Below are 23,812 nucleotides of genomic sequence, written 5' to 3' on the forward strand. Positions count from 1 at the left end.
CCACACCCCCGCGCCACACCCCCGCGCCGCGTCCCCGCCTGCCATGCCGCCGCCCGGCTTCGCGCCCGGTCTTGCGCGCGGCTTCGCGCCCGGCTTGGCGTCCGGTCCTGCGCCCGGCTTCGCGCCCGGCCTTGCGCCCGGCTTCGCGCTTGGCTCTGCGCCCGGTTCCGCCCGCGGCTCTGCGCCGGGCCCCGCGTCGGGTTCGGTCTGTCGTGCCGACCCGGCCTCGCGCCCGGCCCCGAGCCCGGCCTTGGCCCCGAGCCCGGTCCCGAGCCCGGCCTTGGCCCCGAGCCCGGTCCCGAGCCCGGCCTTGGCCCCGAGCCCGGTCCCGAGCTTGGTTCTGCCCGCGGCTCTGTGCCGGGCCCCGCGTCGGGTTCGGTCTGTCGTGCCGCTCCAGCCTTCGCGCCCGGCCCCGAGTCCGGCCCTGGCCCCGAGCGCGGTCCCGGCCCCGAGTTCGGCTCTGCCCGCGGCTCTGCGCCCGGTCCCGGGCTCGGCTCTGCCCTTGGTCCCGCGTCCGGTTGCGTCGGCTGTGTCGTGTCCGGTTCGCTCGCCGGGCCGCTACAACCAGCTCGCGAACTCCAGCAGCAGTTCCGCGTCCGCGGTCCGGCCCACGCGGCGTGCCCGTACCCCGGACTCCACCGCCCGGAACAGGGTCCAGCCGCGCAGCCGTTCCTGGTCCACCTCCAGCGACTCCGCGAGCCGCTTCACCCGCCGCCGGGTCGTCGACGACCCCGACGGGGAGGCGATCAGGTCCTCCACCCGGTCCCGTACCAGCCGGGCCAGGTCGAACGCGCACTCGCCGACCACCGGGTCCGGCCCCACGGCCAGCCACGGCATCCGCTCGCCCGCCAGCACCTTGCTCTGCCGGAAGGTGCCGTGCAGCAGCCGGTGCTCGGGAGGTGCCGCCAGCAGTTCCGCGCGGACCGCGAGCGCGACCTCGACGAGCGGGGCCAGTTCGGGATCGGCCGCCGCACTCGCCGCCATCGCCTCGGCCTGCCGGTCGGTCCGCTCGTCCACGGTCTCGAAGACGTGCCCGGCCGCGTCGCCCGGCGGTTCGACCCACAGCCTGCGCAGCGTGCCCGCCGCCTCCAGCAGGGCCTTCGCCTCGGGCAGCGACCGCACCGAGACGTCCGGGTGCAGCCGCTCCAGCAGGAGCACACCCTCCGTCCGGACGTCTTCGAGCAGTTGTACGGCGCCCAGGCCACCCCAGTGCGCCAGCGCGGCCCGTTCGCTCTCCGGCCGGGCCCGGCCCGGGGCCAGCTTCAGCACGGCGGGCGTTCCGTCGGCCCGCCGCACCAGCACCACCAGACTGCTCCGGCCGCCCGGCAGTTGGACCCGTTCCACGGTCAACTCGCGTAGCGCGACGGCCTGCCCGGCCGCCTCGGGCAGCCTCTCCAGCCAGGCGTCACCGTTCGGTGCCGTCTCGCCGAGCGCCCGCACCAGACGCTGCGGCGGTTCGAAAGCCATGCGCGAGTCGATTCCTTCCGCTCCAGGGTCACGCCGTCGGTGTCGCCGAGGCCGGCGTCACCGTCGAATCAGCACCCGCGGCGGCGCTCGCACCCGCACTCGTCTCCGCGGTCGCACCGGTACCCGCCCACTCGGCGAGACCAGGGAAGGCTACGCTCCCGCCGCGCCAGCGCACCGCGCGGACCGCCGCCTCGCGCAGCGCCCCGGCCGCCTCGCCGCGCTGTCCGCCCCCGCTCGCCCGCACCAGGTCGGAGTACACCCCGGCCACCCGTTCCTCCAGTTCGGCGGCGAGCCGCACGGCCGAGGCGGAGTCCGCCACGGGGAACGGCAGGGCGTACGCGGCGCTCGCCGCGACCGGATCGCCGCCCAGGTCGCGGACCTTGCGCACCAGCGCGTCCCGGCGCGCCCGGTGTGCGTCGTACGCCGTCTGCGCCTCCGCGCGCCGGTCCTCGGCGACCCGCCCGCCGACGACGCCGTACCCGTACACCGCCGCGTGCTCGGCCGCCAGCACGGCCTGCAGCGCCGCCAGTTCCGGAGTCTTCGCCCCGCTCACTTGGTCCCCTCCGTCAGCAGATACGCGTGTGCGGCCCCGGCCGCCGCCACCGAGGCCAGCAGCCGGGCCAGCTCGCCGGGCACGTCCAGCAGCGCCTTCGCACGCTGGTCCGCCAGCGCCCGTTCGGCCGCAGCCAGCCCGGTGAGCGCATCCTTCTTGCTCCCCGGTGCCGCGGCCGTCCCGGAGGATGCCGACGTGGAAGGCGTCGACCCGGCCGAAGCCGGCCCGTCGGGCGCGGACGCCGGGGAGGCCGTACCGGAGGAGTCGGTGGGGGACCCGGCGGCGGACGGCGTGGCGGACGGCTTCGCCTTGACGCCCCCGAACGCCGTCACATGCCGGAGCGTCTCGGCCCGCAGCGGCTCCAGCCGCTTCGCCAGCGCCGGATACGCGGCGATCACCAGGTCGTATCGCTCGACGATCCCCGAGCTGTCCTGTGCCGCACGTGCCCGGGCCCGTTCGGTGACAGAAGGGCCGCGGCTCGCGGTCTCCTCGGAGTCCTCACGGGCGGGGGAGCAGCCCACCAGCAGGGCGGCGCCGGCGGTGGAGGCGAGCAGGGATCTTCTGCGCGGCCCCGAGGGGGTGCGCGGTGGCGGGAAGTACGGCACGGCAGACGTCCTCAGGGGGGCTTGTGCGAACACACGGACGGGGAGGGCGGCCCCGCCGTTGATCACGGTACCCGCGTGCCCGCCCGGCATCACTCATCGGCACCGTTCCAGGCGCAGGTGGACGGCAACACTCCCTGCGACCGGATACCCTTTGAGCAGACACACGCCCCATCCCACAACAGCACACGCGGCCGAGGAGTCACCCGGATGAGCACCACTCAGAGCGAGAGGCTGCGAGAACTACTGGAACCGCTCGTGACCTCCCAGGGCCTCGATCTCGAAGAGATCGCCGTGGACTCCGTGGGCCGCAAGCGGGTGCTGAGCGTCGTCGTCGACTCCGACACAGGAGCGGATCTGGACCGGATCGCCGATGTGAGCCGCGCGCTCTCGGCGAAGCTCGACGAGACGGACGCGATGGGCGAGGGTGAGTACACCCTCGAGGTCGGAACCCCGGGCGCGGAGCGCGCCCTCAGCGAGCACCGCCACTACGTGCGTGCTCAGGACCGCCTGGTGAGGTTCCAGCTCACCGAGGGCGGCGAACTGACCGCCCGGATCCTGACGGTCGATGAGGCAGGTCTCGACGTCGAGGTGCCCGGAGTGAAGGGCCGCAAGGCCACCTCCCGCAGGCTCGCCTTCGACGAGATCGCCAAGGCCCGGGTCCAGGTCGAGTTCAACCGCAAGGACAGCAAGGACATGAAGGAAGAGGAGGAGGCGTAGCCGTGGACATCGACATGAGCGCCCTGCGGGGCTTGGTGCGGGAGAAGGAGATCTCCTTCGACCTGCTGGTCGAGGCGATCGAGTCGGCCCTCCTCATCGCCTACCACCGCACCGAGGGAAGCCGCCGTCACGCGCGCGTGGAGCTCAACCGGGAGACCGGGCATGTGACCGTGTGGGCGAAGGAGGACCCCGAGGACCTCGAAGAGGGCCAGGAGCCCCGCGAGTTCGACGACACCCCGTCCGGCTTCGGCCGTATCGCCGCCACCACGGCCAAGCAGGTGATCCTGCAGCGCCTGCGCGACGCCGAGGACGACGCGACGCTCGGCGAGTACGCCGGCCGTGAGGGCGACATCGTCACCGGTGTGGTGCAGCAGGGCCGTGACCCGAAGAACGTGCTGGTCGACATCGGCAAGCTGGAGGCGATCCTGCCGGTGCAGGAGCAGGTCCCGGGTGAGACCTACCCGCACGGGATGCGGCTGCGGTCGTACGTCGTCCGGGTGGCGAAGGGTGTCCGCGGTCCGTCCGTGACCCTCTCGCGCACGCACCCCAACCTGGTGAAGAAGCTCTTCGCGCTGGAGGTGCCGGAGATCGCTGACGGTTCCGTCGAGATCGCCGCCATCGCACGCGAGGCCGGTCACCGCACGAAGATCGCGGTGCGGTCCACCCGTTCGGGCCTGAACGCCAAGGGCGCCTGCATCGGCCCGATGGGCGGCCGGGTGCGCAACGTGATGGCCGAACTGAACGGCGAGAAGATCGACATCGTCGACTGGTCGGACGACCCGGCCGAGATGGTGGGCAATGCGCTGTCCCCGGCGCGGGTGAACAAGGTCGAGGTCGTGGACCTCTCGACCCGGTCCGCGCGGGTGACCGTGCCCGACTACCAGCTGTCGCTGGCGATCGGCAAGGAAGGGCAGAACGCCCGGCTCGCGGCCCGGCTCACCGGCTGGCGTATCGACATCCGGCCGGACACCGAGCAGGTGTCCGAGTAGCGCTCCCCCGGGAGTGGGAATAGATCCCGGCCGTTGTTGCTTGGATCACGACAACAACCGTTCGATTTTTGCCCCAAAGGGGTGAGGTCGGTGCGGGGAGGTAGACTTAGCAGTGTCTGGCCGGACGCGAGCCCGCGTATGCCCTGAACGCACCTGTGTGGGGTGCCGGGAGCGAGCGGCCAAGACCGATCTGCTGCGCATCGTGGCGGCCGGGGACGCCTGCGTCCCCGATCCTCGCGGTACGCTGCCCGGCCGGGGTGCATATGTACACCCCGTCCCGGTCTGTCTCGACCTGGCGGTACGCCGCCGGGCGTTCCCGAGGGCGCTGCGCGTCCCGGGCCCGCTCGACGTAAAGGTGTTGCGCCAGTACGTGGAGCAGACAGAACGTTGCTGATCAGGCAACACCGTAAGAAGCGTCGCGCGGACAGCCGCGCGGCCCAGGTACCCCGCGAGTTGGAAGTAGGTCGAGATTGCGATGAGCACTCGATGAGCACGCGATGAGTACGCCCATGAAGTAGCGACGGTCCGGCCGCAACCCGGACCTAAAAGGAGCGAAGTGGCTAAGGTCCGGGTATACGAACTCGCCAAGGAGTTCGGTGTGGAGAGCAAGGTCGTCATGGCCAAGCTCCAGGAACTCGGTGAATTCGTCCGATCGGCGTCCTCGACGATCGAGGCGCCGGTAGTACGCAAACTGACAGACGCCTTCCAGGGTGGTGGCAGCGGCAAGTCCGCCGGCCGTCCCGCCCCGCGCAAGGCCGCCCCCAAGCCCGGCGCGCCCTCCCCGGCGCAGACGGCTCGACCGGCTGCTCCGAAGCCGCCGGTCGCCCCCAAGCCCCCCGTGGCCCCGCAGCCCGCGGCCCCGGCGGCCCCGTCGGCCCCCGCGCCGGCCGCTTCCGGTCCGCGTCCGGTGCCGGGCCCCAAGCCCGCGCCGCGTCCGGCCCCGGCGGCTCCGACGACTCCGGAGTTCACCGCTCCGCCGTCGGCCCCGGTCGCGCCTGCCGCGTCGGCCGCTCCGGCCGCCGCCCAGGGTCCGCGCCCCGGTGCCCGTCCGGGCCCCGGCGGCCCGAAGCCCGGTGCCCGTCAGGGTGGTCCCGGCCAGGGTCAGGGTCAGGCTCCCCGTTCGGACCGTCCCGACCGTGGCGCCCCGCGCCCCGGCGGTCAGGCCCCGCGTCCGGGTGCCCGTCCGGCCGGTCCCCGTCCGGGCAACAACCCCTTCACCTCCGGTGGTTCCACCGGCATGGCGCGTCCGCAGGCGCCGCGTCCGCAGGGCGCGCGTCCCGGCGGCCCCGGTGCCCCCGGCGCCGGTCCCCGTCCGCAGGCGCCCGGCGCCCAGGGCGGCGGTCCGCGTCCGCAGGCTCCGGGCGGCTCCCGTCCGTCGCCGGCCGGTATGCCCCGCCCGCAGGGCGGCGGTCCCCGTCCCGGTGGCGGTCCCGCGGGTCCGCGTCCGAACCCCGGCATGATGCCGCAGCGTCCCGCTGCCGGCCCGCGTCCCGGCGGTGGCCCCGGCGGCCGCGGTCCGGGTGGTGCGGGTCGTCCCGGCGGCGCCGGTCGTCCCGCGGGCGGCGGCTTCGCCGGCCGTCCGGGCGGTGGCGGCGGTGCCGGTCGTCCCGGTGGTGGCGGCGGCTTCGCCGGCCGTCCCGGTGGCGGTGCCCCCGGCGCCGGTGGCGGCGGCGGTTTCGGTGGCGGCGGTGGCCGTCCCGGCTTCGGCGGTCGTCCCGGTGGTCCCGGTGGCCGTGGTGGCACGCAGGGCGCCTTCGGCCGTCCCGGCGGTCCCGCGCGTCGCGGTCGCAAGTCGAAGCGGCAGAGGCGCCAGGAGTACGAGGCCATGCAGGCCCCGTCGGTCGGCGGCGTGATGCTGCCTCGCGGCAACGGCGAAGCCATTCGCCTGTCGCGCGGTGCGTCCCTCACCGACTTCGCGGAGAAGATCAACGCCAACCCGGCGTCGCTCGTCGCGGTCATGATGAACCTCGGCGAGATGGTCACGGCCACGCAGTCCGTCTCCGACGAGACGCTCCAGCTCCTCGCCGGCGAGATGAACTACACCGTTCAGATCGTCAGCCCGGAGGAGGAGGACCGCGAGCTGCTCGAGTCCTTCGACATCGAGTTCGGCGAGGACGAGGGCGGCGAGGAGGACCTCGTGGTCCGTCCGCCGGTCGTCACCGTCATGGGTCACGTCGACCACGGTAAGACCCGACTGCTCGACGCCATCCGCAAGACGAACGTCATCGCGGGCGAGGCCGGCGGCATCACCCAGCACATCGGTGCCTACCAGGTCGCGACCGAGGTCAACGACGAAGAGCGCAAGATCACCTTCATCGACACCCCGGGTCACGAGGCGTTCACCGCCATGCGTGCCCGTGGTGCCCGGTCGACGGACATCGCGATCCTCGTCGTCGCGGCCAACGACGGCGTCATGCCGCAGACGGTCGAGGCGCTCAACCACGCCAAGGCGGCCGACGTCCCGATCGTCGTCGCGGTCAACAAGATCGACGTCGAGGGTGCCGACCCGACCAAGGTGCGCGGTCAGCTCACCGAGTACGGCCTGGTGGCCGAGGAGTACGGCGGCGACACCATGTTCGTCGACATCTCCGCCAAGCAGGGTCTGCACATCGACTCCCTGCTCGAGGCCGTCATCCTCACCGCGGACGCCTCGCTCGACCTGCGTGCCAACCCGCACCAGGACGCGCAGGGCATCTCGATCGAGTCCCGGCTCGACCGCGGCCGCGGTGCCGTCTCCACGGTCCTCGTCCAGCGAGGCACCCTGCGGGTCGGCGACACGATGGTCGTGGGCGACGCCTACGGCCGAGTGCGCGCCATGCTCGACGACAACGGCAACAACGTCGCCGAGGCCGGCCCGTCGACGCCGGTCCAGGTCCTGGGCCTGACCAACGTCCCGGGTGCGGGCGACAACTTCCTCGTCGTCGACGAGGACCGCACGGCCCGCCAGATCGCCGAGAAGCGTGCGGCCCGCGAGCGCAACGCGGCCTTCGCCAAGCGCACGCGCCGCGTCTCCCTCGAGGACCTGGACAAGGTGCTCAAGGCCGGCGAGATCCAGCAGCTGAACCTGATCATCAAGGGTGACGCTTCCGGTTCCGTCGAGGCGCTCGAGTCGTCCCTGCTCCAGCTGGACGTCGGCGAAGAGGTCGACATCCGCGTCCTGCACCGCGGTGTCGGTGCGGTCACGGAGTCCGACATCGACCTGGCGATGGGCTCGGACGCCATCGTGATCGGCTTCAACGTCCGTGCGGCCGGCCGCGCGGCGCAGATGGCCGAGCGCGAAGGCGTGGACGTCCGCTACTACTCGGTCATCTACCAGGCGATCGAGGAGATCGAGGCGGCCCTGAAGGGCATGCTGAAGCCGGAGTACGAAGAGGTCGAGCTCGGTACGGCGGAGATCCGCGAGGTCTTCAAGTCGTCCAAGCTGGGCAACATCGCCGGTGTCCTCATCCGCTCCGGAGAGGTCAAGCGGAACACCAAGGCCCGACTGGTCCGCGACGGCAAGGTCATCGCGGAGAACCTCAACATCGAGGGTCTGCGTCGCTTCAAGGACGACGTCACCGAGATCCGCGAAGGCTACGAGGGTGGTATCAACCTCGGCAACTTCAACGACATCAAGGTCGACGACGTCATCGCGACGTACGAGATGCGCGAGAAGCCGCGGGTGTAATGCCCCGGCCCGAGGTGGCCGGCGGGAGTCCTTCCCGCCGGCCGCCTCGGCGTGTTCCGGGGGACGGGCAGGGGCGGCGGGCGAACAATCCCGTCGAGTACCCGGCCCGTTCGTTGTACCGTTCTTGATGTCCCTGCCCAGTGGATGGCGGGGCCATCGATCCCGTACCGGCGGGTGAACCGGGTACACATGTACGTAGGGACTCTGTCCTTCGACCTGCTCCTCGGCGACATTCGGTCACTGAAGGAGAAGCGCTCCGTCGTCCGCCCGATCGTCGCCGAGCTCCAGCGGAAGTACGCGGTGAGCGCCGCCGAGGTGGACCATATGGACCTGCACCGCCGGGCCGGCATCGGCCTCGCGATGGTGTCCGGCGACGTCGGCCATCTCAACGACGTACTGGACCGGTGCGAACGACTGGTCGCCGGACGCCCCGAGGTGGAGCTGCTGTCGGTACGACGGCGCCTGCACGGCGAAGACGACTGACCCAAGAACTCAGATCAGGAAAGAACGGGAGACGGACCAGTGGCCGACAACGCGCGGGCTAAGAGGCTGGCGGACCTCATCCGAGAGGTGGTGGCCCAGAAGCTGCAGCGCGGGATCAAGGACCCGCGGCTCGGCTCGTATGTCACCATCACGGACACCCGGGTCACGGGTGATCTGCGGGAGGCGACCGTCTTCTACACGGTGTACGGGGACGACGAGGAGCGGGCCGCGGCCGCCGCGGGCCTGGAGAGCGCCAAGGGCGTGCTGCGTTCCGCGGTGGGAGCGGCGGCCGGCGTGAAGTTCACGCCGACCCTGACCTTCGTGGCGGACGCCCTGCCGGACACCGCCAAGACCATCGAGGATCTGCTCGACAAGGCACGGGCCTCGGACGCCAAGGTCCGCGAGGTCTCCGCGGGCGCCAGCTTCGCCGGTGAAGCCGACCCGTACCGCAAGCCGGGCGACGAGGACGAGACCGTCGAGACGGACGGCGACGCCCCGTAATGACCGAGAAGCACAAGACGCCCGACGGCCTGGTCATTGTCGACAAGCCGTCGGGCTTCACCTCGCACGACGTGGTCGCGAAGATGCGCGGGATCGCCCGGACCCGACGCGTCGGCCACGCCGGCACCCTCGACCCCATGGCGACCGGGGTGCTCGTCCTCGGCGTCGAGCGGGCCACCAAGCTCCTGGGGCATCTGGCCCTGACCGAGAAGGAGTACCTGGGCACCGTCCGGCTCGGGCAGAACACGCTCACCGACGACGCCGAGGGGGAGATCACCTCCTCCACCGACGCCTCCGCGATCACCCGGGACGCCGTCGACGCCGGTGTCGCCAAGCTGAGCGGCGACATCATGCAGGTGCCGTCCAAGGTCAGCGCCATCAAGATCAACGGCGTGCGCTCGTACAAGCGGGCGCGCGAGGGCGAGGAGTTCGAGATCCCGGCCCGCCCGGTCACCATCTCCTCCTTCACCGTGTACGACGTCCGTGACGCCGTCGCCGAGAACGGCACCCCGGTCAAGGACCTGGTGGTGTCGGTGGTCTGCTCGTCCGGCACCTACATCCGCGCCCTCGCCCGCGACCTGGGCGCCGACCTCGGCGTCGGCGGTCATCTGACCGCCCTGCGCCGCACCCGCGTCGGCCCGTACAAGCTGGACGCGGCGCGGACCCTGGAGCAGCACCAGCAGGAACTGACGGTGATGCCGATCACCGACGCGGCCACGGCCGCCTTCCCGCGCTGGAACGTGGACGCCAAGCGGGGGCGGCTGCTCCTCAACGGGGTGCGCCTGGAGATGCCCGACGAGTACGAAGGCCGCGGCGCCGTCGCCGTGTTCGACCCCGAGGGCCGCTTCCTGGCTCTGGTCGAGGCCCACCGGGGCAAGGCCAAGAGCCTGGCCGTCTTCGGCTGAGGCCGACGCTGCCGGGCACCGCGACTCGGTGCCCGTGGAGCGGCGAGCACGGGGTCCTCCACTGCCGCCGCTCCACGGTCCCCCCTCGGTTCCCCCACCCCTAGGGTGTATCCACCGTCCCCGCTCCATTCACCCGTCCGGGCAGGCGCTCGGAGTGAACGGCGGGAGCGTGAGGGGGCGCGTTCACCTCGCGATCTGTCCCGTCGATCATCGCGCGCCTACCGTCGAACCGAGGTCACGCGCGCAGGGCGGGGAGGTACGGCCATGGCGGGACAGGGCGGCCAGGGTGCGTGCGGCGCCCACGGTGCACCGCACGGCACAGGGGCCGCCGGCGACGCCTGGACCGCCGACCGCTTCCTCGTCCGCATCCAGGATCCGGCCGGCCGCCCCCGCGGCACGGGATTCGTCGCGGACCGCCACGGCACGATGATCACCAGCCACGAGGCGGTCGACGGACTGCCCCACCTGGTGCTGCACACGGCCGCCGACCGCACCCGCGTCGTGACCGCCGACGCCGTGACCGCGCTGCCCGCCCTCGGCCTGGCCCTCGTACGCACCGAGCGGCTCGGTGTCGAGCCGCTGCCCGTCACCGTGCGCGACGGGATCGGGCCCGGCACCTACGTCCGTGTCAACGCGGGCTGCTGGCGCCAGGCGCGGGTCCTGGGCCGGACCCCGGTGACGTACACGGCCACGGACCGCTCCCATCTCCTCGACGACGTCATGGAGTTGGCGATCGGCACAGCGGGCCGGGACGCCCTGCGCCCCGGCGGCGGAGCGGCGGGCGGACCGGTGCTCGACGCGGCGACCGGTGCCGTCGTCGGTGTCGTCGGCACCGCCCTCCACTGCGGTCACCGCGCCACCGGGTTCGCCGTCCCGCTGCCGCCCCGGGCGGCCGCCGCCGCCCGAGCGGGCCGCACCCCGCACGCCGACACCGACCGGCTCACCGACCTGCTCGCCCGCAACGCCGAGACGGTGCCCGCCTACGGCGTCGACCTCAACCTGGCGGGCGTGCTGGAGCTCACCGCCGCCTCCGTCGCCGCCGCCTCCGTCACCGCCGTCGGCTCGGACAGCCCACCCGGCACCCTCACCGACCGGACCGACCGCATCCACCCGCCGGACCCGGACTCGCCGGACCTGCGTTCGGCTGATCCGGATTCCGCAGGGGCGGGTGCCGCAGGGCCGGGTCCGGCAGGTCTGGGTCTGGCAGGTCTGGGTTCGGCAGGTCTGGGTTCGGCAGGTCTGGGTTTGGCGGCGCATGGTCCGGCAGGTCCAGTGCCGGCAGGCCGGCGTCCGGTCGTCGAACCAGCCGAACCAGCCGAACCAGTCGAACGGGCGGCGACGGTAAAGGAGTTCGCCGCCTTCGCCACCGGCCCGGCCGCCGTCCTCGCCCTCGTCGGCGCCCCCGGCAGCGGCCGTACGACGGAACTCGCGGCGCTCGCCGCCCGCCGCCACCGGGGTACCCGCCCGGCCCCCACCCTGTGGCTGCGCGGCGCCGATCTCAGGGAAGCGGACGGCTCCGTCGCCGACGCCGCCCACCGGGCACTCGTCCGTGCCGCCCGTATCGTGGCCGCCTCCGACCCGGCCCACCCCGCCGACCTCGGCGACATCACCCCCGAACGCCTGGCCCGGATCGCCCGCACCGCGGGCCGCCCCCTGCTGCTCCTGCTCGACGGCCCGGAGGAGATGCCGCCCGCCCTCGCCCACCGTCTGCCCGACTGGACGACGGGCACGGCGCACTGGCTGAGGGAGTCCGGAGCACGCCTGGTGGTGGGCTGCCGGGCGGAGTACTGGGAGCGAGCCGGGGCCGGGTTCCCGCGCGAGCTGCTGCACGGCGGTCCGGGCCCGGCGGCGGATCCCGACGGCACCCTGCCGCCCTGCGTGCACCTCGGGGACCTGTCCGAGGACGAGGCCCGGCTCGCCCGCGAGCGCTACGGCGTCCCCGGCACGGTCCTCGGCGAGCCGCACGCCCGCCACCCCCTCACCCTGCGCCTGCTGTCCGAGGTCCGGGCCGCCGCCCCCGAAGCCCCCGACACCCCGCTCGACGGGGACGACGTCCTCGCCGCCCACCTCGATCTGATGTGCCTGCGGATCGCCGTCCGCCTCGCCGACCGGAACGGCCTGCGCGGCACCGCCGTACGACGGCTCGCCGCCAAGGTCTCCGGCCAGGTCCACCTGGCGGCCCGGAGCAGCCTCGGACCCGGCCAGGGCGAACTGGACCCCGCGTCGTTCGAGGCGCTCTTCCCCCGGGGCACCGCCCCGGCCCGGCTCGGCGGCGGCACCGGCTGGGCCTGCGCCGTCCTCGCCGAGGGCCTCCTCGTCCCCGCCGGAGACGGCTACCGCTTCGCCCACGAGGAGCTCGCCGACTGGATCCAGGGCATGCACCTCGACCTGGACGAGGCGCTGCGCGTCCTGGTCCACGGCCCGCGCGACGGGCGCGCGCTGCCGGTGCCGCCGCACCGCATCGGCCCCGTCGTCCAGGCCCTGCTCCTGGTCGCCCGCCAGCACGGCAGCCCCCGGCTCGCCGTCCGCCTGGCGGAACTGGTCCACGTCCTGGAAGCCGACCCGCACTCCTGGTGGGCGGCCCGGCTGCTTGCCGAGGTACTGCGACGGGTGCCGGACGCGACCCCGTACACCGGCGTCCTGCGCCTGCTCACCGAGCTGATCGTCGCCCGGCGCCGACAGCGGCGGCCCCCGCCCGGCGAGTTCGGCCCCGCCTTCTGGACCGGCCTCGCGCTGCCCGGCGCCGGCCGCCTCGACCTGCTGCGCCGCCTCGTCCTCGCCGACGCCGCCCCGCACGACACCGGCCCGCCCCGCTACCTCGACGCGGCGGCCGAACTGCTCGCCGCCGACCCCGCCGCCGTACAACCGCACCTCATGCGCTGGTTCGACGACGAACGGCCGCTGCCCGCCACCCCGCACGCGACCGTCGCCACGGCCGCGCAGGCGCTGCTGCACACCCACCGGCACCGCGCCCTGGACGACCTGGCGGAACGCCTGGTCGAGAGCCCGCACCGGCGGGCCGGCGAACTCCTCGCCGTCCTCGCCGAGGACGAGCCGTCCGCCCTGTGCCGGGCCGTCGACCGCTGGGCGCGCGACGAGCGACCGGCCCGGCGGCTGGCGGCGGTGACGTACGGACTGCGCGCCGCCCCGCACACCCGCTCCGACGCCGACCACGAACTCCTGCGCCACCTGGCCCTCGACCTGCTCGCCCGCCCCACCGACTGCACCGTGCACGGCGCGGCCCTCGCCCTCCTCGTACGCGATCCGCACACCCGGTCCCGGCACCTCCCGCGGGCGCTGAGGCACTTCGCCGCGGCCGATCCGCAGCTTCCGCCGAGCGCGCTGGTCCCCGCCCTCGCCACCCACACCGAACCGGTCCTCGCCGCCTTCCGGGCACGGCTGCGCAGAGCCGACGCGGGCGAGGCACTGCGTACCCTCGCCGGTGTCACCACGCCCGCCCTGGCGGGCCGGGTCGCGGCCGTGCTGCAGGAGGCGGTGGAAGCCCGGACCGCGACAGCCGCTCGGGTGACGGCGCGCGCCGACCGCCGCCGCGGCCAGGACCCCGTACCGAGGGTCCGCGACCGTGGCCCGGAGAGTGCGCCCTGTCACAGCCCCCATGCCGATGCGGGGCGGGAGCACTCGGCATGGCACCCTTAGACCTGCCCGTAAGGCAGGCAACAAACACAGGTTCGACAAGGAGCGGTCACAGTGCAGCGCTGGCGTGGCTTGGAGGACATCCCCGAGGACTGGGGGCGCAGCGTCGTCACCATCGGCTCCTACGACGGAGTTCACCGGGGCCACCAGCTGATCATCAGCCATGCCGTGGAGCGCGCCCGTGAGCTGGGCGTGCCGTCCGTCGTCGTCACCTTCGACCCGCACCCCAGCGAGGTGGTCCGCCCCGGCAGCCACCCGCCGCTGCTGGCCCCGCACCACCGCCGTGCCGAGCTGATGGCGGGCCTGGGCGTGGACGCGGTGCTGATCCTGCCGTTCACCAAGGAGTTCTCGAAGCTGTCGCCGGCCGACTTCGTCGTCAAGGTCCTGGTCGACAAGCTGCACGCCAAGGCGGTCGTCGAGGGCCCGAACTTCCGCTTCGGCCACAAGGCCGCGGGCAACGTGGAGTTCCTCACCGAACAGGGCCGGGTCTACGACTTCGAGGTCGAGGTCGTCGACCTGTACGTGAGCGGTGCGGCGGGCGGCGGCGAGCCGTTCTCCTCCACCCTGACCCGGCGTCTGGTGGCCGGCGGTGACGTCGAGGGCGCCCACGAGATCCTCGGCCGCCCGCACCGCGTGGAGGGCGTGGTCGTCCGCGGCGCGCAGCGCGGCCGCGAGCTGGGCTTCCCCACGGCGAACGTCGAGACGCTGCCGCACACCGCGATCCCGGCCGACGGCGTCTACGCCGGCTGGCTGCACGCGGACGGCGAGGCCATGCCGGCCGCCATTTCCGTCGGCACGAACCCGCAGTTCGACGGCACGGAGCGCACGGTGGAGGCGTACGCCATCGACCGGGTCGGTCTGGACCTGTACGGCCTGCACGTCGCCGTCGACTTCCTGGCCTACGTCCGCGGCCAGGCGAAGTTCGATTCGCTGGAGGCGTTCCTGGAGCAGATGGCCGAGGACGTGAAGCGCTGCCGCGAGCTGGTGGAGGCGGCGGGTACGGCCGCCGACTAGCCGGCTGGATCCGCTCGTACGACGCCGAAGGGCGGCCGGTGTCCTCGGGACACCGGCCGCCCTTCGCGTTCACCCGGCCGGGGCCGGGCCTACTGCTGCGGCGGCTGGGGCTGCTGCGGGTAACCGGGCTGCTGCGGATACGGCTGTCCGGGCTGCTGGGGGTGACCCTGCGGCGGGTACGGCTGACCGGCGGGCGGATAGGGCTGCTGCCCCGGCTGCCCCGGCTGCGCGGGCTGTCCCGGCTGCGCGGGCGGCTGTCCCGGCTGTGCGTAGGGCTGGCCCGGCTGCGCGTAAGGCTGGCCGGGCTGGCCGGGCTGTGCGTACGGCTGTCCGGGCTGAGGGTAGGGCTGACCTGCGTACGGCTGGCCCGGCTGCTGGCCGTAGGACTGACCCGGGTACGGCTGCCCCGGCATCGGCGGTGCGGCCACGGGCGGCGGGTTGCCGTCCGAGGTCCACAGCCCGTGCATCTGCTGATGCCGTACGAAGTCCTCGGCGACCATCGCCGCGAGGTGGAAGTACGACTCGCGCACCTTGGGACGCATCATGTCGAGGTCGACCTCGGCACCGGCGGCGAGGTGCTCGTCGAACGGGACGACGACGACACCGCGGCAGCGCGTCTCGAAGTGGCTGACGATGTCGTCCACCTTGATCATCTTGCCGGTCTCCCGCACCCCGGAGATGACGGTGAGGGAGCGGGAGACCAGGTCGGCGTACCCGTGCGCCGACAGCCAGTCCAGCGTCGTACTGGCGCTGCTCGCACCGTCCACGGACGGCGTCGAGATGATGATGAGCTGGTCGGCGAGGTCGAGCACACCGCGCATGGCGCTGTACAGCAGACCGGTGCCGGAGTCGGTGAGGATGATCGGGTACTGCTTCCCGAGCACGTCTATCGCGCGCCGGTAGTCCTCGTCGTTGAACGTCGTCGACACCGCCGGGTCGACGTCGTTGGCGATGATCTCCAGCCCGGAGGGGGCCTGGGAGGTGAACCGCCGGATGTCCATGTACGAGTTGAGGTACGGGATCGCCTGGACGAGGTCGCGGATGGTCGCCCCGGTCTCCCGCCGTACGCGTCGGCCGAGGGTGCCGGCGTCCGGGTTCGCGTCGATCGCGAGGATCTTGTCCTGTCGCTCGGTGGCGAGCGTGGCACCCAGCGCGGTGGTCGTGGTGGTCTTGCCGACACCGCCCTTGAGGCTGATGACGGCGATCCGGTAGCAGGACAGCACGGGCGTCCGAATGAGGTCGAGCTTCCGCTGCCGCTCGGCCTCCTCCCGCTTGCCACCGAGCTTGAACCGCCCGCCGGTTGCGGTCGGCCGTCCGCTCTTCGCCTTCTGCCGCTTGTTGTTGAGCAGCCGGTCCGACGACAGCTCCACGGCCGCGGTGTAACCGAGCGGCGCGGCACCGGGGTTGGTCGGCTGCCGCTGGTCGTGCTGCATGGGCTGCGGCCAGGCGGATCCGGCCCGGGGGTCCACGGGGGGCTGCTGCGGCTGCGGCTGCTGACCGGGCTGCTGCTGGGCCTGCTGCGGGTGCTGGGGGTACGCCTGCGGGTGCTGTGGCGCCTGGGGAGGCTGAGGCGGCTGAACGCCCTGCGGCGGCTGCGGTGCCTGCGGCTGCTGCGGCTGCTGCGGGGGCTGCGGGGGCTGCGGCGTCTGCGGAGCGAATCCGTGCGGAGCCGCCTGCGGGCCTTGCGCCTGCTGCGGCTGCCCCTGTGGGGCGGGCGGCTGGGGGAATCCGTAACCACCGGGCTGCGGCAGGGGGTAGCCGCCGGGCGCCTGTGGCGGGGTGGGGGCGCCGCCCTGGTGGGGGAAGCCGTAGCCGTCCTGGGGAGTGGGTGCCGCGGGCGCGGGGGCGCCTTGGTGGGGGAAGCCGTAGCCGTCCTGGGGATTGGGTGCCGCGGGCGCGGGGGCGCCCTGGTGGGGGAAGCCGTAGCCCGGGGCGGGGGACGGCGTCGCGTCCACCGGTGCCTGCGGTGCGGGCTCCGGCCGGGGGCCCGGCACGGGCGGGAGGTGCTGGCCGCCGGGGGCGGGAGCCGGGGCCGGGGCGGCACCGGGGTGCGGGAAGCCGTATCCGGCAGGCGGGTTGGGGGCGGCCGGGGCGGGGGCCTCGCCCTGCTGCGGGAAGCCGTAACCGCTCTGCGGGGCAGGCGTGCCCCAGGCGGCGGGTGCGGGCTCGGGCGCCTGCGGCTGGAACGGCGGCTGGGCCGTCGGTGCGGCCGGCTGAGGCTCGGGCTGGGCCGGGGGCTGCGCAGGCCACTGGGCCGCGGCGGCCGGGGCCGCGGGCTGGTACGTCGGCGGCAGCGGGGGCAGCCCGCCCTGCGGCGCAGGCGGGGGTGTCCAGGCGGGGGGAGCGTCCTGCGGCGCGCCGGCCGGACCCGGAACGGCGTCCTGCGGCTCGTCCGCCACGGCGTCGGAAAGCACGGCGTCCATGGGCATGACGTCCGAAGGAACGGCGTCCATGGGCGTGACGTCCGAGGGAACGGCGTCCACGGGCGTGACGTCGGTGTTCACGACATCCGCGCCCACTACGTCCGCGCCCACTACGTCCGCGCCCACGGCATCTGCGTCCACTACATCCGCGCCCACTACGTCCGCGCCCAGGGCATCTGCGTCCACTACATCCGCGTCCACTGCGTCCGCGTCCGTGGGTTCGGTGGTGTCGGCGTCGCTTTCCGCAGCGACCGCTTCGGCGTCCGGAGACACCGCGTCAGCGTCCTCCGCGGTGACCTCGGCCGCCGCCTCCTCGGGCTCGGCGTCGTCCGAAGGCGCCAGGGTCTCGCTCTCGCGGTCCTCCTCGCCGTCCTCCTCGACGGACACGTCCTCGGCGTCGGCCGACCCCTTGGCGTCGGCCGACTCCTCGGCGTCGGCCGACGCTTCGACATCCGCCGACTCCGGGGCGTCGGCCACCGCACCGGCCGCCTCATCGGTCTCCGGCTCGGCTTCGGCTTCGGCCTCGGCCTGGACCTCGGCCTCGGAGGCCGGCTCCGGGTCCGCGGGCGGCACGGATCCGTCGGCAGCGGGGCTCTCGTCCCCTGCTTCCCGCGTTTCCTGCGCCTCCTGCTCCTGCTGCTCGGCGGTCCGCTCCGCGATCTCCCGCTTCAGAGCGACGGCGGAGAACCGCATGGTGGCGCCGCTCTCCAGGTCGCCGCTGCCGGGGTCGCCGCCCTCGGCAACGGAGGCGGCAGGCGCCACAGGCGCGGCGGGTACGGCAGGCACCGCAGGCGCGGGCGGAGCCGCGGGAGGTTCAGGGATGGGCGACGCCGGGGCGGCCGGACCCGTACCCCACGGGCTGTTGAACCCGCCCACGGGAATGTTCGGCACGGCCGTCGGCGACGCGCCGGCCACCGGGGGAGTCATGGCCACCGGGGGAGAAGGGGGCGCCGGGGGAGATGCCGGCGCCGAGGGTGTCGGCGGAACCGAGGGCTCGAACCCGCTGCCGACCGGAAGGCGCGGCACGGCAACCGGACCGCCGGCGGGCGGCACGGGCGGCCGGGGCGCGGCGAACGGCGCCCCGGGATTGGGCGCCTGCGGCGGCGCGAACGGCGCCCCGGGAGCGGGCGCCTGCTGCGGCGGCGCGAAGGGAGCCCCGGACGGCTGGCTGGCATGGGCGGGCGGCGTGAGCCCCGGCAGCGGCACACCCGAGGGCCCCGACGGGAACGGCGTCCCCGCAACTCCCTGCGCTCCCGGGGTCGTAGGTCCGGTCTGCCGGCCGGGGCCGCCCTGCGCCCCCGGCGCGGTCGCGCCGGCACCGGCCGCCGTACCACCGGCGCTGCCGGTGCCGTCATCCGGACCCGTGGCGGGCGTCGAGCCCGAACTTCCCGCCGCGTTCTGCGTGTACCAGGCGGGCGGCGCGTAGTCGAGGGTGAACTCGCCCGTCATCTCGATGTCGGACTCGACGTCGGGCTGGTCATCGCCGGGTGTGGCCCAGCCCCCGCGGATCCCGTCCCGATCGCTGCTCACAGTTCCTCCTGGTGTGGTCGAGCACCCCCATGCCGTGCCGGGGCGACCATTTCTCGTCGTCCGAAGTCGTTCGAGGTCGTCCGGTCAACCGGCTCCCCCTGGGACGTCGATGCCCGGTCCACGGGTTCTGGCATCGCGCCCTGTCCCAGCCTAATCACCGCAGGCCCCACCCCGGCAGGTCCGTCCGCCCCTGAGCGCCTGTCCACTGCGTCACAGCCTGCCCGGAAGTGCCGTACACGGCACGCATATTGGTGAACAAACCACATGACATTCATGAACAAGCGGGACAGAACGTGGAGGGAGTTGACCGATTCGGGACTCCCGATCGGCGTACCCCGTAAGCGCATTGGCCAACGCGGCATGAGGAAGGGGCGGCACGCGTGCGCGCCGCCCCTTCCTCGCCCTCGTATTCCTCTTCTTCGCACCGCCGCGTCGGCCGCCGAACCGACGATCCGCTCACTCCACGTCGGGACCGCCGTCGGGACCGCTGCCGTGACCCCCGTCGTGCGGCGCCGGCTCCAGGTCGAACTCGCCGTCCCGCGCGCCGAGCACGAAGGCCCGCCACTCCGCCTCCGTGTAGCGCAGCACCGTGCCGGGGTCGAGGGACGACCGCATGGCCACCGCGCCGGCCGGGAGGTAGGCGATCTCGACCCGCTCCTCGTGCTGCTCGGTGCCCGGTGCGCCGAGCCACTCGACGTCCGAGATGTCGAGCGCGTAGAGCTCGTCCCGCTCCCGCTCTTTGCGCGCCTTGACGTCCGCGCTCAGTTCCTCCGCCATGGTCAAGCGACCCCTTCCCGACGTGCGGATGATCCCGGCGTTCACCCTAGTGGCCGACGGGTCGCCGACCGGGTGGTTCGGGGACCCCGGCCGAGTGGGCCCTGTACTGCTGGTACTGTGGACGACGGCCGTTTGTGTACGCGCCCGCGGAGCATCGCTCTGAAGGCCGCGCCCAGCGGATCCCCGCCTCCCGAGTAACGGAAGCTCCCCTGAGAAGTGGACCAGGGGCACTCGGTGGCTACTCAGAGACTACGAGGAGTAAGCGTGTCGCTCGACGCCGCTACGAAGAAGCAGATCATCAGCGAGTTCGGTACCAAGGAGGGCGACACCGGCTCCCCCGAGGTCCAGGTCGCCATGCTGTCCCGCCGGATCTCGGACCTGACCGAGCACCTCAAGGCCCACAAGCACGACCACCACTCCCGTCGTGGTCTGCTGATCCTGGTCGGTCAGCGCCGCCGCCTGCTGCAGTACCTGGCCAAGAAGGACATCCAGCGCTTCCGTACGCTGGTCGACCGCCTCGGCATCCGCCGTGGTGCTGCGGGCGCCAAGTAAGACGCCATGAGGGGAGCGGTTCCCGAAGTGCTCGGGACCGCTCCCCTTTGCCGTACATGCGGAAACGTGCGGAGTGTCGCCGGCGCTTTGTAGTGTGGTAGCACAACGCAATACGTACGACACCGTGTGATAGGCCCTACCCGTACCGGGTATCGCGTGATCACACACACCGAACGAGGAGAAGCGCACCTCGCCGCCGCCGGTCCTCGGTAGTGGCGCCCGGGGGGAAGTGAGCCCCGGGTGCTTCGATCGAAGACCGGCCAGCACCGCACGGAGCGCTTCTCCGCCACCGTCCCCCCGCCACACGGGCGAGGCGGGACGAAGACGAGGAGAAAACGCTAGTGGAGAACGAGACCCACTACGCCGAGGCCGTCATCGACAATGGCGCCTTCGGCACCCGCACCATCCGCTTCGAGACGGGCCGCCTGGCCAAGCAGGCCGCCGGCTCCGCAGTGGCGTACCTGGACGACGACACCATGGTGCTGTCGGCCACCACCGCCTCCAAGAACCCCAAGGACCAGCTCGACTTCTTCCCCCTGACGGTGGACGTCGAGGAGCGGATGTACGCCGCCGGCAAGATCCCCGGCAGCTTCTTCCGCCGTGAGGGCCGTCCCTCCGAGGACGCCATCCTCACCTGCCGCCTCATCGACCGCCCGCTGCGCCCGTCCTTCAAGAAGGGCCTGCGCAACGAGATCCAGGTCGTCGCCACGATCATGGCGCTCAACCCCGACCACCTGTACGACGTCGTGGCGATCAACGCCGCGTCCGCGTCCACGCAGCTGGCCGGTCTGCCCTTCTCCGGCCCGATCGGCGGCGTCCGCGTCGCGCTGATCAACGGCCAGTGGGTCGCGTTCCCGACGCACACCGAGCTCGAGGACGCCGTCTTCGACATGGTCGTCGCCGGTCGCGTCCTGGAGGACGGCGACGTCGCGATCATGATGGTCGAGGCCGAGGCCACCGAGAAGACCATCCAGCTGGTTGCGGGTGGCGCCGAGGCGCCGACCGAGGAGGTCGTCGCCTCCGGTCTGGACGCCGCGAAGCCCTTCATCAAGGTGCTGTGCAAGGCCCAGGCCGACCTCGCCGCGAAGGCCGCCAAGCCGACCGGTGAGTTCCCGGTCTTCCTCGACTACCAGGACGACGTCCTGGAGGCGCTGTCCGCCGCCGTCCGCCCGGAGCTGGCCTCCGCGCTGACCATCGCGGGCAAGCAGGAGCGCGAGGCCGAGCTGGACCGCGTCAAGACGCTCGCCGCCGAGAAGCTCCTGCCGGAGTTCGAGGGCCGCGAGAAGGAGATCTCCGCCGCGTACCGCTCGCTGACCAAGTCCCTGGTCCGTGAGCGCGTCATCAAGGAGAAGAAGCGCATCGACGGCCGCGGCGTCACGGACATCCGTACGCTCGCCGCCGAGGTCGAGGCCATCCCGCGCGTGCACGGCTCGGCGCTGTTCGAGCGTGGCGAGACCCAGATCCTGGGCGTCACCACCCTCAACATGCTCCGGATGGAGCAGCAGCTGGACACCCTTTCCCCGGTGACCCGCAAGCGCTACATGCACAACTACAACTTCCCGCCGTACTCCGTCGGCGAGACCGGCCGCGTCGGCTCCCCCAAGCGCCGCGAGATCGGCCACGGCGCTCTCGCCGAGCGCGCCATCGTGCCGGTGCTGCCGACGCGCGAGGAGTTCCCGTACGCGATCCGTCAGGTGTCCGAGGCCCTCGGCTCCAACGGTTCGACGTCCATGGGTTCGGTCTGCGCCTCCACCATGTCGCTGCTGAACGCCGGTGTGCCGCTGAAGGCCCCGGTCGCCGGTATCGCCATGGGCCTGATCTCCCAGGAGATCAACGGCGAGACGCACTACGTCGCCCTCACCGACATCCTCGGTGCGGAGGACGCCTTCGGCGACATGGACTTCAAGGTCGCCGGCACCAAGGAGTTCGTGACCGCCCTCCAGCTCGACACCAAGCTGGACGGCATCCCGGCCTCCGTCCTGGCTGCGGCCCTCAAGCAGGCCCGTGACGCTCGCCTCCACATCCTCGACGTGATGATGGAAGCGATCGACACGCCGGACGAGATGTCCCCGAACGCCCCGCGGATCATCACCGTCAAGATCCCCGTGGACAAGATCGGCGAGGTCATCGGCCCCAAGGGCAAGATGATCAACCAGATCCAGGAGGACACCGGCGCCGAGATCACGATCGAGGACGACGGCACCATCTACATCGGTGCCGCCGACGGCCCGGCCGCCGAGGCCGCCCGCGCCACGATCAACGGCATCGCCAACCCGACCATGCCGGAGGTCGGCGAGCGCTACCTGGGTACGGTCGTCAAGACCACCACCTTCGGCGCGTTCGTCTCGCTGCTCCCGGGCAAGGACGGTCTGCTGCACATCTCGCAGATCCGCAAGCTCGCCGGCGGCAAGCGCGTGGAGAACGTCGAGGACGTCGTCGGCGTGGGCCAGAAGGTCCAGGTCGAGATCGCCGAGATCGACTCCCGCGGCAAGCTCTCCCTGATCCCCGTGATCGAGGGCGAAGGCGACGACGAGACGAAGGACGCTGCGGCCGACAGCAGCTCCGCTGCGGACGACAAGTGACGTCGAGCAGCCCCACGGCGACGGCCCGCACCTCTTCGGAGGCGCGGGCCGTTGCCCGTACCCAAACCCTCATCAAGGGCACCGGCGGCATCGGCACGGTCCGCAAGACCACCCTCCCCGGCGGCCTGCGCATCGTCACCGAGACCCTGCCCTCGGTCCGCTCGGCGACCTTCGGCATCTGGGCGCACGTCGGTTCCCGCGACGAGACCCCGGCCCTGAACGGCGCCACGCACTACCTGGAGCACCTGCTCTTCAAGGGCACCTCGCGCCGCAGCGCGCTGGACATCTCCTCCGCCATCGACGCGGTCGGCGGCGAGATGAACGCGTTCACGGCCAAGGAGTACACGTGCTACTACGCGCGCGTGCTCGACACCGATCTGCCCCTGGCCATCGACATCGTCTGCGACATGCTGACCGGCTCCCTCATCCTCGAGGACGACGTCAATGTCGAGCGCGGCGCGATCCTCGAAGAGATCGCGATGACCGAGGACGACCCGGGCGACTGTGTGCACGACCTGTTCGCGCACACGATGTTCGGCGACAACCCCCTCGGCCGCCCGGTCCTCGGCACGGTCGACACGGTCAACGCCCTGACCGCCGACCGCATCCGCCGCTTCTACAAGAAGCACTACGACCCCACCCACCTGGTGGTCGCGGCCGCGGGCAACATCGACCACAACAAGGTCGTACGACAGGTGCGTGCCGCGTTCGAGAAGGCGGGCGCCTTCCGCGGCCAGGACGCCACGCCCATCGCCCCCCGCGACGGCCGGCGCACCATCCGCACCGCGGGCCGCGTCGAACTGCTCGGCCGCAAGACGGAGCAGGCGCACGTCGTCCTCGGCATGCCGGGCCTGGCCCGCACCGACGACCGCCGCTGGGCCCTCGGCGTGCTGAACACCGCCCTCGGCGGCGGCATGTCCTCCCGGCTCTTCCAGGAGGTCCGCGAGAAGCGCGGTCTGGCCTACAGCGTGTACTCGTACACCTCGGGCTTCGCCGACTGCGGCCTGTTCGGCGTGTACGCGGGCTGTCGCCCGAGCCAGGTGCACGACGTGCTGAAGATCTGCCGCGACGAACTCGACCACGTCGCCGAGCACGGCCTGTCCGACGAGGAGATCGGCCGCGCGGTCGGCCAGCTCCAGGGCTCCACGGTCCTCGGCCTGGAGGACACGGGCGCGCTGATGAACCGTATCGGCAAGAGCGAACTGTGCTGGGGCGAGCAGATGTCCGTCGACGACATGCTGGCCCGGATAGCGGCCGTGACCCCGGACGAGGTCCGTTCGGTCGCCCGCGAGATCCTGGGACAGCGCCCGTCACTGTCGGTCATCGGCCCGCTGAAGGACAAGCAGGCCGCCCGGCTGAACGACGCCGTCGCCTGAACCCCTCGGCCGGCCCC

At 72.8% G+C, this 23,812-nt stretch carries 17 protein-coding genes; 12 read left to right on the forward strand and 5 right to left on the reverse strand.

The genetic code is table 11. The annotated features are described in order from the left end of the window. Positions 1–558 precede the first annotated feature (558 nt). Genes ACZ7OY_RS40350 through ACZ7OY_RS40360 form a run of 3 tightly spaced genes read right to left on the reverse strand, consistent with a single transcriptional unit; the run spans position 559 to position 2,625 of the window. Complete coding sequence (locus ACZ7OY_RS40350) at positions 559–1,467, reverse strand: aminoglycoside phosphotransferase family protein (protein ID WP_472250532.1); 909 nt, start codon at positions 1,465–1,467, stop codon at positions 559–561. Positions 1,468–1,495: 28 nt separating this feature from the next. Next, positions 1,496–2,020, reverse strand: coding sequence for a ferritin-like domain-containing protein (locus ACZ7OY_RS40355; protein ID WP_472250533.1), 525 nt, complete (start codon positions 2,018–2,020; stop codon positions 1,496–1,498). Next, positions 2,017–2,625 carry a hypothetical protein gene (locus tag ACZ7OY_RS40360; protein ID WP_472250534.1) on the reverse strand — a complete coding sequence of 203 codons (609 nt, stop codon included), beginning with the start codon at positions 2,623–2,625 and terminating at the stop codon, positions 2,017–2,019. Before ACZ7OY_RS40360 ends, ACZ7OY_RS40355 begins: the two co-directional genes overlap by 4 nt. A 207-nt stretch (positions 2,626–2,832) precedes the next feature. Here ACZ7OY_RS40360 and rimP point away from each other — a divergent pair, with 207 nt between their 5' ends. From rimP to ACZ7OY_RS40405, 9 genes are all read left to right on the forward strand, one after another. Then, complete coding sequence (gene rimP / locus ACZ7OY_RS40365) at positions 2,833–3,342, forward strand: ribosome maturation factor RimP (protein ID WP_384732916.1); 510 nt, start codon at positions 2,833–2,835, stop codon at positions 3,340–3,342. A 2-nt stretch (positions 3,343–3,344) separates the two neighbouring features. After that, the gene (gene nusA / locus ACZ7OY_RS40370; protein WP_351613509.1) at positions 3,345–4,331 is read left to right on the forward strand and encodes a transcription termination factor NusA; all 987 of its coding nucleotides are present in this window, start codon (positions 3,345–3,347) and stop codon (positions 4,329–4,331) included. A 112-nt stretch (positions 4,332–4,443) separates the two neighbouring features. Continuing rightward, positions 4,444–4,725, forward strand: coding sequence for a YlxR family protein (locus ACZ7OY_RS40375; RefSeq protein ID WP_351613512.1), 282 nt, complete (start codon positions 4,444–4,446; stop codon positions 4,723–4,725). Positions 4,726–4,887: 162 nt separating this feature from the next. Next, positions 4,888–7,998: a translation initiation factor IF-2 gene (gene infB / locus ACZ7OY_RS40380; protein WP_472250535.1), complete on the forward strand. Its 3,111-nt coding sequence runs from the start codon at positions 4,888–4,890 to the stop codon at positions 7,996–7,998. A 189-nt stretch (positions 7,999–8,187) separates the two neighbouring features. Next, the gene (locus tag ACZ7OY_RS40385; RefSeq protein ID WP_384734822.1) at positions 8,188–8,481 is read left to right on the forward strand and encodes a DUF503 domain-containing protein; all 294 of its coding nucleotides are present in this window, start codon (positions 8,188–8,190) and stop codon (positions 8,479–8,481) included. 39 nt (positions 8,482–8,520) lie between these two features. Further along, positions 8,521–8,982 (forward strand): 30S ribosome-binding factor RbfA, encoded by a 462-nt coding sequence (gene rbfA, locus ACZ7OY_RS40390; RefSeq protein WP_351613521.1) that lies wholly within the window; start codon positions 8,521–8,523, stop codon positions 8,980–8,982. Next, positions 8,982–9,887, forward strand: a complete 906-nt coding sequence (gene truB / locus ACZ7OY_RS40395; protein ID WP_472250536.1) for a tRNA pseudouridine(55) synthase TruB — start codon at positions 8,982–8,984, stop codon at positions 9,885–9,887. The genes rbfA and truB overlap by 1 nt, the downstream gene beginning before the upstream one ends. 264 nt (positions 9,888–10,151) lie before the next feature. Then, the gene (locus tag ACZ7OY_RS40400; protein ID WP_472250537.1) at positions 10,152–13,544 is read left to right on the forward strand and encodes a trypsin-like peptidase domain-containing protein; all 3,393 of its coding nucleotides are present in this window, start codon (positions 10,152–10,154) and stop codon (positions 13,542–13,544) included. A 51-nt stretch (positions 13,545–13,595) separates the two neighbouring features. Continuing rightward, complete coding sequence (locus ACZ7OY_RS40405) at positions 13,596–14,555, forward strand: bifunctional riboflavin kinase/FAD synthetase (RefSeq protein WP_472250538.1); 960 nt, start codon at positions 13,596–13,598, stop codon at positions 14,553–14,555. Positions 14,556–14,644: 89 nt separating this feature from the next. Here ACZ7OY_RS40405 and ACZ7OY_RS40410 read toward each other — a convergent pair whose 3' ends face one another. Next, on the reverse strand, positions 14,645–18,508 hold the full coding sequence (locus ACZ7OY_RS40410) for an SCO5717 family growth-regulating ATPase (protein WP_472250539.1): 3,864 nt from the start codon (positions 18,506–18,508) through the stop codon (positions 14,645–14,647). 456 nt (positions 18,509–18,964) lie between these two features. Further along, positions 18,965–19,285 (reverse strand): DUF397 domain-containing protein, encoded by a 321-nt coding sequence (locus ACZ7OY_RS40415; RefSeq protein WP_472250540.1) that lies wholly within the window; start codon positions 19,283–19,285, stop codon positions 18,965–18,967. A gap of 264 nt (positions 19,286–19,549) precedes the next feature. Here ACZ7OY_RS40415 and rpsO point away from each other — a divergent pair, with 264 nt between their 5' ends. From rpsO to ACZ7OY_RS40430, 3 genes are all read left to right on the forward strand, one after another. Then, the gene (gene rpsO / locus ACZ7OY_RS40420) at positions 19,550–19,837 is read left to right on the forward strand and encodes a 30S ribosomal protein S15 (RefSeq protein ID WP_384735022.1); all 288 of its coding nucleotides are present in this window, start codon (positions 19,550–19,552) and stop codon (positions 19,835–19,837) included. 341 nt (positions 19,838–20,178) lie between these two features. Next, positions 20,179–22,419 (forward strand): polyribonucleotide nucleotidyltransferase, encoded by a 2,241-nt coding sequence (locus ACZ7OY_RS40425; protein WP_472250541.1) that lies wholly within the window; start codon positions 20,179–20,181, stop codon positions 22,417–22,419. Next, positions 22,416–23,795 (forward strand): M16 family metallopeptidase, encoded by a 1,380-nt coding sequence (locus ACZ7OY_RS40430; protein WP_472250542.1) that lies wholly within the window; start codon positions 22,416–22,418, stop codon positions 23,793–23,795. The genes ACZ7OY_RS40425 and ACZ7OY_RS40430 overlap by 4 nt, the downstream gene beginning before the upstream one ends. Positions 23,796–23,812: the final 17 nt, after the last annotated feature.

The sequence above is a fragment of the Streptomyces sp. NPDC107559 genome, assembly GCF_055657365.1.

Excerpts from the sequence above, each read along its gene's own strand:
- ACZ7OY_RS40350 (WP_472250532.1), bottom strand. The coding sequence starts at position 1,467 with ATGGCTTTCGAACCGCCGCAGCGTCTGGTGCGGGCGCTCGGCGAGACG.
- rimP (WP_384732916.1), top strand. The coding sequence starts at position 2,833 with ATGAGCACCACTCAGAGCGAGAGGCTGCGAGAACTACTGGAACCGCTC.
- ACZ7OY_RS40385 (WP_384734822.1), top strand. The coding sequence starts at position 8,188 with ATGTACGTAGGGACTCTGTCCTTCGACCTGCTCCTCGGCGACATTCGG.
- truB (WP_472250536.1), top strand. The coding sequence starts at position 8,982 with ATGACCGAGAAGCACAAGACGCCCGACGGCCTGGTCATTGTCGACAAG.
- ACZ7OY_RS40400 (WP_472250537.1), top strand. The coding sequence starts at position 10,152 with ATGGCGGGACAGGGCGGCCAGGGTGCGTGCGGCGCCCACGGTGCACCG.
- ACZ7OY_RS40415 (WP_472250540.1), bottom strand. The coding sequence starts at position 19,285 with ATGGCGGAGGAACTGAGCGCGGACGTCAAGGCGCGCAAAGAGCGGGAG.